The 11,694-nt window shown below is 45.1% G+C and carries 9 protein-coding genes; 7 read left to right on the forward strand and 2 right to left on the reverse strand.

Translation table 11 applies throughout. The features are described 5' to 3' along the window. Window positions 1–219: 219 nt before the first annotated feature. Window positions 220–1,437: a glucose-1-phosphate adenylyltransferase gene (glgC, locus tag L3V37_RS10485; RefSeq protein WP_130545365.1), complete on the forward strand. Its 1,218-nt coding sequence runs from the start codon at window positions 220–222 to the stop codon at window positions 1,435–1,437. Window positions 1,438–1,534: 97 nt separating this feature from the next. Here glgC and L3V37_RS10490 read toward each other — a convergent pair whose 3' ends face one another. Continuing rightward, window positions 1,535–4,696 (reverse strand): glycosyl hydrolase family 18 protein, encoded by a 3,162-nt coding sequence (locus tag L3V37_RS10490; protein WP_237306273.1) that lies wholly within the window; start codon window positions 4,694–4,696, stop codon window positions 1,535–1,537. 277 nt (window positions 4,697–4,973) lie between these two features. Beyond that, window positions 4,974–5,855 carry an AraC family transcriptional regulator gene (locus L3V37_RS10495; protein WP_237306274.1) on the reverse strand — a complete coding sequence of 294 codons (882 nt, stop codon included), beginning with the start codon at window positions 5,853–5,855 and terminating at the stop codon, window positions 4,974–4,976. Between the two features lie 206 nt (window positions 5,856–6,061). Between L3V37_RS10495 and L3V37_RS10500 the strand changes: the two genes are divergently transcribed. The 6 genes from L3V37_RS10500 to L3V37_RS10525 all read left to right on the forward strand — a co-directional run bounded on the left by L3V37_RS10500 (window position 6,062) and on the right by L3V37_RS10525 (window position 11,685). Then, window positions 6,062–7,210, forward strand: coding sequence for an iron-containing alcohol dehydrogenase (locus L3V37_RS10500; protein WP_237306275.1), 1,149 nt, complete (start codon window positions 6,062–6,064; stop codon window positions 7,208–7,210). A gap of 294 nt (window positions 7,211–7,504) precedes the next feature. Then, window positions 7,505–8,161 (forward strand): lysoplasmalogenase, encoded by a 657-nt coding sequence (locus L3V37_RS10505; RefSeq protein ID WP_237306276.1) that lies wholly within the window; start codon window positions 7,505–7,507, stop codon window positions 8,159–8,161. Between the two features lie 162 nt (window positions 8,162–8,323). Next, on the forward strand, window positions 8,324–9,058 hold the full coding sequence (locus tag L3V37_RS10510) for an amino acid ABC transporter ATP-binding protein (protein WP_203345420.1): 735 nt from the start codon (window positions 8,324–8,326) through the stop codon (window positions 9,056–9,058). Further along, complete coding sequence (locus L3V37_RS10515) at window positions 9,058–9,855, forward strand: amino acid ABC transporter permease (protein WP_130545361.1); 798 nt, start codon at window positions 9,058–9,060, stop codon at window positions 9,853–9,855. The genes L3V37_RS10510 and L3V37_RS10515 overlap by 1 nt, the downstream gene beginning before the upstream one ends. A 9-nt stretch (window positions 9,856–9,864) precedes the next feature. Next, window positions 9,865–10,683: a transporter substrate-binding domain-containing protein gene (locus L3V37_RS10520; RefSeq protein WP_237306277.1), complete on the forward strand. Its 819-nt coding sequence runs from the start codon at window positions 9,865–9,867 to the stop codon at window positions 10,681–10,683. 81 nt (window positions 10,684–10,764) lie between these two features. Further along, complete coding sequence (locus tag L3V37_RS10525; RefSeq protein WP_237306278.1) at window positions 10,765–11,685, forward strand: amino acid ABC transporter permease; 921 nt, start codon at window positions 10,765–10,767, stop codon at window positions 11,683–11,685. Window positions 11,686–11,694: the final 9 nt, after the last annotated feature.

Here is an 11,694-nt window from a genome sequence, read left to right on the forward strand (position 1 = left end):
GCACGGGCTATTTAGCGCTTCACTAATATGGTGCAGTTGTCTTACAGTGAAATTTTAACCTCCTTGATTTTTAAGGAGATATTCTATGGCTCGATTCTTGTAGTAGACTTTTCACTAATAAGCACATTAGCACATGCTTTTCAAAACCTCTGCGTTGCATACCACCTCCTTCAGGTTAGCACCGTTTTGATGCATGTCAGAAAAGGGAAAGGGAATACTATGGAAGACGCACTCGCCGTAATTTTAGCAGGAGGGATGGGGTCTAGACTCAGCCCACTCACCGATGACAGAACCAAGCCAGCCGTACCTTTTGGCGGAAAATATAGAATTATAGATTTCACACTAACCAATTGTTTACATTCGGGTTTACGCAAGATCCTTGTTTTAACCCAATATAAATCTCATTCACTTCAAAAACACTTACGAGACGGCTGGTCGATATTCAATCCAGAGCTAGGTGAGTACATTACTGCTGTTCCACCACAAATGCGCAAAGGTGGTGCATGGTATGAAGGAACCGCCGATGCGATTTATCACAACATGTGGTTGCTATCGCGAAATGATGCAAAGTATGTGGTTGTGTTATCCGGCGATCATATCTATCGAATGGACTACGCCGCAATGCTTGAAGAGCATAAAGAGAAAGGTGCTAAGCTCACCATTGCCTGTATGGATGTTCCCGTAGAGGATGCTTCAGAATTCGGTGTAATGGGCACCGCAGAAAACGGGCTCGTTACTTCGTTTATAGAGAAACCTGAAACCCCTCCTACCCTTCCAGGAAGCACGACCAGAAGCCTCGTTTCTATGGGAATATATATCTTTGATATGGATGTTTTGAAAGAAGCGCTTGAAGAAGACTCAAAACTCGATTCATCAAGCCATGACTTCGGAAAAGACATCATACCTAAGCTGATTGATACCGAATCCGTTTACGCCTATCAATTCTGTGGCAGTAAAGGGCGCGTCGATAAAGATTGCTATTGGCGCGACGTGGGTACCATTGATTCCTTCTATGAAGCGAATATGGATCTACTAGAACCTGTGCCGCCAATGAACCTTTATCAGTCCAATTGGGCGATTCGTACTTACGAGCCGCAGTTTCCACCAGCTCGTACTGTATCGTCGGCCACGGGTAATGAAGGCATTTTTATTAACTCCATCATTGCTACCGGTGTCATCAATTCCGGAGGCTCGGTACAGCACTCCATTATTTCTTCTAATGTACGCATCCAAGACAGTGCAACGGTAGTCGATTCCATCATTTTTGATGACGTAGAGGTTGGTGAAGGAAGTCAGTTGGTCAACTGCATAGTTGATAAACATGTTCGTATTCCGCCACATACTCAAATTGGCATCAACAAACTTGAAGATGCGAAGCGATTTAAAATCTCAGACAAAGGTATTGTCGTCATACCTGAAAGTTACCAATTCGATTAAACGACAAACTATCACAACAAAAAAGCGCACGATAATCATCGTGCGCTTTTGTTTAAGTGCCTGTAAACATTAGGCTATAACAAGTAATCCATAATAATTAGATGTTACATACCGTTGACCAGCTACCATCTGTACCCGGTTCAGCCGCTGTCCACCAGTTCGCTTGGTAAACCACACCGTTGTGGATGATCTTATCACCTTGGTTAGCGTGGCTTGGATTACCTGCCCAATCCGTTTGTGGCAGAGCTGGGTATGTCACTAAACCTGTCGTATCACACGTACCTGGTTCAGTGGTACCACCACCCGTGCCCGCATTGAGATCACCAATTGGTAGATCTGGCTGTTCAAACTTAAACGCAAACTCTTTACCACCAGAAATCACTGAGTAGTTAGCCGGACCAGAGATTGGTAGGTAGTAAACCATATCAAGCTCGTAAGTGCCGCCCGCTGGCAAGTCTTTCCATGCTGGTAGAGAGAACGACACACGGTGCATTACGCCATCTAAGCCACCAATGTTGTTTGCTCGAGTATGTCCAGAAGCAATCACTTTCAAACCACCACCTGATTGGTCTTTCGCGTTGTCCGGCGCAGATACTGGGATATCGAATTGGAATTCAGTACCGCCAGGGATCGCTTGACCAGTGTTGTTCGTAAACGTGATTTTCGGGTTAATTGGGTAGTTTTGGTCGCCAACTTTGAAGCCGCCAACACTAACAGTAATGTCTACTGCTTCAGTTGGTGTTGGACCAGTAGCTACTTTGTTACCGTAAGGCGTCGCAGACTTAAACTTGTCGTAGATAGCTTTGGTCATAGTGTTACCCATGTGGTATTCACCATTACCCGCCGCACAAGCTTGTTCAGTGGCATCTACTGCCGTACGATTACCATTTGCATCCAGTACGTAACAGTTGTAGTCACCTGCTAGTTCCCAGAACATGATACCGCCGATCTCTTTATCGATAACGTAATCGGCTTTCACCTCGATAGAAGCTTTATCTTCCGTAGATAGGAATACGCTCTTCTCTGCGTTCCACAACCAAGGTGCCACAGCAACGCTATCGTAATGACGAGTATAAGTACCAACAAACTTATCTGAAGGATCGTTGACTGGGTCGAGACTGTAAGCAGCTGCGTAAGAGCCCCAAATACCGTTTTCTAGGTTCTTAGCATGCCACATTGGGTTAGAACCAGCGCCCATTTCGTTTCCTTTAGGGTCGGTATCATGCCACATGTTGTCGATACCAATAGCGCCGTGACCACAGTTGTTCTTCTCACCTTCACCTGTGCCCGGTTGGCACTCTGCTTGGTTTGGTAGTGCCGCTCGGCCCCAAAGGCCATTTTCGCCACCAGTAACACCTTGCCAACCACGGGTGTAGTAAGGAACACCAATGTTGATACGACCTGCTGGCATAGAACCGCGGAAGTAATGGTAAGCCCAGTCTGTGTTCAAGTAACCGATACCACCGTATGCAGCAGTGCCGTATACGTTCCACTGCGCTAGCTCAGAGTCTTTACCTGTATCGAATAAAGCCGCGTTATGACCAACGTGATCATTCCAAGCCCCATGCAAGTCGTAAGACATGATGTTTACGTAGTCTAGGTACTTAGTTACATCGAAGGTTTCCATCCCACGTAGCAAGTAACCTGAAGATGGTGCTGCGATAGTCAGCATATAATGAATACCATCTTGCGCGGATGCCGCATCAAGTTTCTCACGCAATACTTTCATCAGCTCTTGGTAAGACGCCCATAAATACTGACGACGTGGTTCCATGAAGTCTTTGTCGTAAGGGTTACCAGCACCAGCCATTGACGTCGGGTATTCATAGTCAATATCCAGGCCATCGAACTTGTACTGACGCATCATTTCAACGGCAGAAGTTGCGAACTTCTCAATACCCGCATGATTAATAGAACCGTCCGCATTCGTCGTCATGGTGTAGAAGCCACCATCAGCTACACGATCGCCGTTCGTATCGAAGTGACCGCCCGTTTCAGCCCAACCACCAATCGAGATTAGCGTTTTAACATCATGTTTTTGCTTGTAAGTTGCTAGTGCACCAAAATGACCTTTAAAACCAAGAGCAGGATCTACCTCAACGCCTGGCCAAGTTTTACCTGTAGCAGGGTTGTTAGGATCATTAACGTCGCCAACGTTTACTTTGCCGTCAGAACCAATGCTCACAAACGCGTAGTTAATGTGAGTAAGTTGTTCCCAAGGAATGTCTTTAACAAGGTAAGTCGCTTGTGGGTCGTCACCTGATCGCCAACTGGTGAAGTAGCCGATTACACGACGTGGGTGATCAGCCCCCATTTTCTCACGGCCTTCTTCATCATAAATAGAACAGTAAGGAACATCTACACCCGTTGTTTGATAAAGACCATCAGGACGACAATTAGATGTCACTGCGCCGCCGTTTACCGTTAACGTCGCAAGTGCAGAATCTGCTGTTGCTCCAGCATCATCGGTAGCTCTCGCATAAACACTTAATGAGCCAGCTTGTGAAGGGGTTACATCCAGCGTGTATGGCGCTGCTGTAGCTGTGCCAGCAAGTACACCTGCAACATAAAAATCAACTTTAGCAACGGTACCATCCGCATCCGCAGCATTTGCAGTCAGTGTTACGGAACCACCCAGGTCAATAGAGTTCGCAGAAAGCACGACATCCACTGTCGGCGCTTCGTTACCAGGTTGCGCTGATGCCACAGTTAACGTCACAACACTTGCCGTACTAACGGCACCTGCATCGTCATAGGCCTTGGTAGAGAACTCGTGCTGTCCTTCAGTTGCTGTCCACGATGCAGCATACGGCGCAGACGTTGCCTGACCAACTAATACACCATCAACAAAGAACTCTACTTTGCTAACAGTCCCATCAGTATCTGCCGCATCTGCAGCTAGGTTAACAACATCACCCGCAGTCACAGAAGCCGACGCAGAAGGCGATGTCAGAGTAACCGTCGGGACTTCATTCTGAGGTGGATCAACCGGTCCAGTGCCATCACAGGCGCCAAGTGTTTCCCACTCGCCCCACTCACCAGATTGCGCTGGATTGTTGTTTTGCGTCCAGTAACGCGCTTTATAAGCATTACCTTCATGCTGAACTTGGTCGCCACCGTTATAAACTTTTGATGATTCCCAAGTTTCTAGAGGGGCACAGTCAACTGCTGCGTAGCTATTGAAGGCCATAAGACAAGAAGCGGTGAGTGTGCTTAGTGTGAACACGTTTTTCACTGCGTTGCCGTTGTTAAGGTGCATAATCGCTCTTCCTTAAGTTATTGTTAAAACAATACTAAATGCGCTAAACGAAACGCATCTATACTTTTATTTCGACGTAAAATAACTTAAGTACAAGTTGGTGATTTCACACTATCTATTTACGAGTTTTCCACACCGCCTCGCAACAATCCACTAAATGATTGCAACAACGTACCTATTATTTGGCACCAGTAACTAATTTTATAACTCAAATAAATAAGTCACTCGCAAATTAATAAAAAAGGTAAAAAAAGTCGCCATTTTGAAATAAAGATCACTAAGCCTTTGTTGACCTTGGCGTTTCATTAAAATGCCGCTTGTACTCGCGACTAAACTGTGATGGGCTCGTGTACCCGACCATTCTCGCTGCATCATTAACACGTCTCCCCTCTAACTGGATCAATTCGCGCGCTTTGTTAAGTCGAACTTTCTTAATATATTGCAACGGAGATTCAAGCGTGACATTGCGAAATGCTTGATGGAAAGCAGACACACTCATGTTGGCTTCTTCAGCCAATGCTTGTACGTTCAACTGTTCGTGATACGCTTGATGTACACGATTTAGTGCTTTAGCGACCCTCGCGTAAGAACCTTCTTGATGTGCTAGGTCAAATAAAACATACCCCTCTTTGCTCACCAAAGTACGATACACAATTTCCTCAAGAAGCAGCTCGCCAAGCATGATGACATCAAGCTCGTTACACATTGCTTTCATTAACCGCTTGCACGCATCCAACATACCTTCATTCATACGCACCGACTTAAGGCCGCAACGGGTAGCATCCAGACACTTATTACTGAATTTTTCAGCCTCTAATTTTTTAACGAGTTTATGAAGAAGCGTTGGCGAAATATCTATCGAAATGCCAAGTAAAGGCTCATTGTTTGTCGCAAACGCTTCGCACTCTAGTGGCATGGGAACCCCGACAACAAGGTAATCATCGGACCCATATTGCACTGGTGTATCACCAATATGAATGTTCTTATGCCCTTGACCCAATACGATGATGCCAGACTGATAGACAAACGGCTGGCGATGATTCCCTTTGCTACTGCGATAAAACCATACGCCATCTATCGCTGTTTTCTTCATACCTTCTAGGTCATGCAGCCCCTGCTTTTCAACATATTGCTGCATGATATCTGCGAGAGTGTGCATTAGAGCGCTCCATCAATGACCAACGAGTTTGGTCTCTATTATCGTTTCGAGCACTATACTTCCTCTCGACTTTAACTTTCTAGCTCAAGAGCATTAATTTTGTAGAAATAGGCAAATTATTTGCAGAAATCGACCTGTTAACGATCGTTAATCAGGACTAATATGCATGTATTCAATCTCCTTCACTGGAAGCAAGAGGGCTAATAATGAACTTTTCTTATGTAAACCCAACCAAGATTTTCTTTGGTCAAAAACAAATCGCAGCAATCAAAGAAGCTATCCCATCCGACCAAAAAGTTTTAGTGGTATACGGTGGTGGCTCCATCAAAAAAAATGGCGTGTACGACCAAGTAGCAGAAGCTCTTGAGGGACATGAATGGCTAGAGTTTTCAGGTGTTGAACCAAACCCAACCAAAGAAACACTCGATAAAGCAGTCGCAATGGTAAAAGAGCATGGTGTTGATTTTATTCTAGCGGTAGGTGGTGGTTCAGTCATCGATGGTTCCAAATACGTAGCAGCGGCATCAAAGTACGATGGTGATGGTTGGGATATCATGATTGGTAAGCACCAAGTCACTGAAGCGACGCCTCTAGCTGCAATTTTGACATTGCCAGCAACAGGCTCAGAGTCAAATATGGGCGCAGTTATCACTAAAAAAGAAACTCAAGACAAACTTCCGTTCATGTCTCCAGCAGTGCAGCCAAAATTTGCCGTGTTAGACCCAGATGTAATGAAAACACTGCCAGAACGCCAGCTTATCAACGGCATTGTTGACGCATGGGTGCACGTATGTGAGCAATACTTGACGCTTCCTACCGGTGCAATGGTTCAAGATGGTTACGCAGAAACACTGCTGAAAACTTTAAAAACACTCGGAGAACAGTTTGCGGAACGAGACGACGATATGTGGCGCGCAAACTTAATGTGGTCTGCTAACCAAGCATTGAATGGGTTAATTGGTAGTGGCGTTCCACAAGACTGGGCGACACATATGATCGGCCATGAATTAACCGCTCTATGGGGCGTTGATCATGCGCGTTCTCTTGCAATTGTCCAACCGTCGTTACTTCGTAACCAAATGCAGTTTAAGCGCCCTAAGTTAGAACAAATGGGTCGCAACGTATTTGGTCTTGAAGCAGGTGAGGAACTAGCAGAGCGCACAATCGAAGCTATCGAAGCGTTTTATCATCAACTTGATGTCGCAACTAAGCTCGAAAACTATGGTGAGAGCCGTGAACAAGCTATCGATGCCATCATTGATCAACTAAACAAACACGGCATGACTGTTTTAGGTGAAAACCAGGCGATCACACTTGAACGTAGCCGAGAAATCTTAGAGTTAGCTGTCTCATAACTGCAACAATTCTTCACTGCCCTTCCTAGGGTTTAACGGTATTGTGACTTAACAGTCACAATATCGTTTTTTTATGCTATTTTGTAAGCCACATCACGTTCAAAACGAGGAGGCTTCTAAAAACAACGATTCCCTCCAGACAAAAAATCGGCCGTGTTGGTTAGTAAAGAGACAACTGTCCAGCTTTACACAAATAAAAATAATTGAGATCAAAGAACGAGTTAACTCGTTAATTAAGTTTTGATTTGTTGTAGTGATGTACTACATAATTTTGTCTGTTCGAGAAAACACTTTATGTGGCTAGTTGTTGCCGTATTAGCATTCATACATATCATCAGTATCCGTAAAGGCTCTAAATGGCTCTTTTACGTTTCTAAACCATTACCAGTGCTCTGTATGCTTGGTATTTTAATTCAGTCCCCGGCTTACCCAATGCCATATGCGCATTGGATTTTGATTGGCTTATCGCTCTCGTTGCTTGGTGACGTGTTATTAATGCTCCCTAGAGACAAGTTCATTACAGGATTAGTGCTCTTTTGCTCTGCCCATCTCTCCTATAGTTATGGTTTTGCCATCATGTCAGCGTGGCATTTTACACCTTGGCTCCCAATTGCCTTGTTCGGACTCGGTATATGCGTCTACTGGTTGTTCCGACCGGATCTCGGTAAAGAAAAACGGCCAGTTGCCAGTTATATATTGGTACTGATGACTATGTGCTGGGCTTCGATCGAGTATTATTTGAGTGGGAAAACACAATCCTCCTCTTTTGCAGTGCTCGGAAGCTTTATCTTTATTATCTCTGGCATCGTATTGGCTTTCGAACGCTTTGGAGGACGGTCAATATTTTCACGACAAGTTGTCATGGTGACCTACTATTCTGCACAGACATTAATGGTTATGTCTGTTGTTGCGATTGTTGTTCGTTATCCGTATCTCGTTGAACTGAGTTAGTCATACTCTAGACTGCACCAACATTAAAGAAACATGGATGCATCTTGTAAGCGATCTGAATAGAGTCTTAAAATCATCGCCTAAACATTAGCTTATTCTTAATGAAATTACGCGCACAACTTGCTATTGTAAAAGGATATTTTTCCGTTATAGCGTGCCCCTTTGAAAGAGAATACTCCCGTCGTTGAGTTTAGCGACGTAAATAAGTGGTATGGCGATTACCACGCTCTAAAAGACATCAACTTCTCCGTGCATTCTGGCGAGATCGTCGTGGTGTGTGGCCCTTCAGGTTCCGGAAAATCAACGCTCATTCGTTGCATCAATCATCTTGAATCGATTCAAGAAGGCCAGCTTCATGTGTTCGACCAGCCTTCTCACGCAAAATCTCTCAAGCCCGGTAAAATCGGCATGGTGTTCCAACACTTTCACCTTTTTCCTCACTTGACTGTACTGGAAAACCTCACCTTAGCGCCGATTCGCACACTCAAATTATCAAAACAAGAAGCGGAAAAACGCGCAAGACATTACCTAAAGCGAGTCAATATTGAAGAGCAAGCGAGTAAGTATCCTATCCAGCTTTCTGGCGGTCAGCAGCAACGCGTCGCGATTGCCCGCTCCTTGTGTATGGAACCGGATTTACTCCTGTTTGACGAGCCAACTTCAGCGCTTGATCCGGAAATGATCAACGAAGTGTTGGATGTCATGGTTGAGCTGGCTCAAAGCGGAATGACGATGATTTGCGTCACGCATGAAATGGGATTTGCCAAAAAAGTAGCGAACCGCGTGGTATTTATGGATGAAGGCCAAATCGTGGAAATGAACTCTCCAGTCGCCTTATTTGAGACACCACAGCATCCACGAACCCAAGCATTTTTGAACCAAATTTTAAGTTACTGATGATAGTTCGCGTAATCAAACCTGTCCTTCAAGCTTTACTGCAAATGACGCTCCTCTTCATCGCGATTTTGTGGGTGTTGGACTCTGGTGCCGACGCTATGGGCTATCAATGGCAATGGGAGCGCGTACCTGATTACATTGCTTTTTATGAAGATGGCGAATGGTGGCCGGCAGAACTTATTGATGGGCTATTGGTCACGCTTAACATCTCGGCTATTAGTCTATTTTTTACCTTAGTATTAGGGTTGGTTACCGCGTTACTAAGGCTTAGCGATTCGAAAGTCGGCAATGTTATTGGTACCACTTATGTCGAAGTAATACGTAACACGCCGTTGTTGGTGCAAATCTATTTACTCTACTTCGTGTTTGGCCCCGTGATTGGTTTGGACCGATTCAGCACCGCCGTTTTGGCATTATCCCTTTTCCAAGGTGCCTACACCGCGGAAATATTCCGTGCAGGTTTAAACAGTATTCCTAAAGGGCAATTCGAAGCAGCACAAACTCTCGGGCTATCACCGTTTTACACCTACAAAGACGTAATTTTGCCTCAGGTTTTACAGCGCACATTACCGCCATTAACCAATGAAGTGGTTTCTTTGATCAAAAACTCTTCCATTGTAAGCGTGATGGCGATTTTTGATCTAACAACACAGGCACGCAACATCGTCTCAGAGACGGCGATGCCGTTCGAAATTTGGTTTACCGTGGCAGCAATTTATCTTGCTCTCACTCTGTCACTTTCTGGCTTGTCTGCATGGCTAGAACACAAACTCGGAGCCAGTTGGCGCAAATTATAAGGAGATAACATGAAGTTATTCAAAGCGACCATTACTGCATTATTAGGGCTAGCCATCGCTATGCCTACAATCGCGAAAGAAGATGTTGCCACACCCAATGTAGATCAAATCAAAGAACGAGGCACTTTGCGCGTTGGTATGTCAACATTTGTACCTTGGGCAATGCGCAACAAGCAAGGTGAGTTAATCGGTTTTGAAATCGATGTGGCCAAACGCTTAGCACAAGATTCAGGTTTGAAAGTGGAATTCGTACCGACTGCATGGGATGGCATTATTCCCGCACTACTGGCGAAAAAGTTCGACGTGATCATCGGTGGCATGTCTGTTACGCCTGAGCGTTCCAAAAGCGTGTTGTTTACTGAGGCCTACTCGCACTCAGGCGTTCAAGTAGCAGCAAACAAAGAACTCGCCTCTGATTTTAGCAAATTCTCCGATTTTGACTCACGACGCGTAAAAATTGCGGCTCGTCGCGGCGCATTCACCGTTCAAGTAGCCAGAGAAACCTTCCCGAAAGCGAAGATCCTGCAATTTGATGACGACGCGCAAGCGTTCCAAGAGGTGCTGAATGGTAACGCCCACGCGGTCATTGCTTCTAGCCCAAAACCAGAACATGAGACAGTGAAACACAGCGACAAACTATTCCTTCCATTCTCTGAGCGACTATCAAAAGGTAACGAAGCCTTTGCAGTTCGCTTGGGGGAAGAAGATAAAAAGGCCTTTTTCAATAAATGGATTGAAGCAAGAACCCAAGATGGATGGTTAAAACAACGTTATGAATACTGGTTCTCGACATTAGATTGGCAAGATCAAGTCGCGCAAGGCCAGTAATCTAAATGGCTCGTGGACGCCGCGAGCCTATACTCTCCAATCATCCATTTTACTTTTCCATAACTTATCGGAGTCAACTTTTTGGGCGAACACACTACCACTCGCACAGCACCCGCGAAATCCAGCACAGGTTACCTTTTACCGCAGTTAAACACACTAGACTGGGTACTACTTGTTATGTGCGGTATCGGTGGTGTTTGGCTGTACTATCGGTCCACTATTGGTGTGCATTATTTGTGGCAGTGGAAAGAGGCGCTTGAATTACTGTTCACGCCTAGAGCAGATGGTGGTTTGCCCTACTTCTTCCAAGGTTTGATTTCGACGTTAAGGCTCAGTATTTGGGGCATCAGCTTCGCATTAGTGTTTGGCACTTTGTTAGGCTTAGCACGCTTCTCTCGTTCCGTTTGGTTGCGCACACCTGCCAATGCGTTTATCCAGTTAGTGAGAAACATCCCTCCGTTGGTGTTTGTTTTTATTTTCTACTTTTTCATTTCTAACCAATTGATCCCGTTACTCGGTTTGGAAGATCTTCTACGAAACTACAACGGCGAACCAAATGCGCTACAGCGCTTTCTGTTTGGGCCTTCGAACCTTTGGGAAAACCTTGCCTCTGGCGTGTTATGTGTCGGCTTACTCTCTTCTGCCTACATTGCAGAAGTTGTGCGCGGTGGTTTACAAAGTATCGACCAAGGTCAGTGGGAGGCGGCTGACTCATTGGGCTTGTCTCGGTGGGTGAAATACCGATTTGTTATCGCGCCACAGGTGCTTAAATCAATAACACCTGCACTTGCCGGTCAAACTATCTCTTTGGTGAAAGACACCTCTATTGTTTCACTGATTTCGATACAAGAAATGACGTTTGTTGGGACAGAGATGGCAAATTCATCAGGGTATATATTTGAAATTTGGCTGATTGTCGGCTTTGCTTACTTCTTAATCTGTTTTGGTCTGTCACTTATTTTTCGCCATATTGAAGCAAAATCGGAAGCCATTTCAAATTAACTCAACCGC

Origin of the sequence: Vibrio sp. D54 (assembly GCF_021728075.1) — a bacterium.
Taxonomy (GTDB): Bacteria; Pseudomonadota; Gammaproteobacteria; order Enterobacterales; family Vibrionaceae; genus Vibrio; species Vibrio alginolyticus.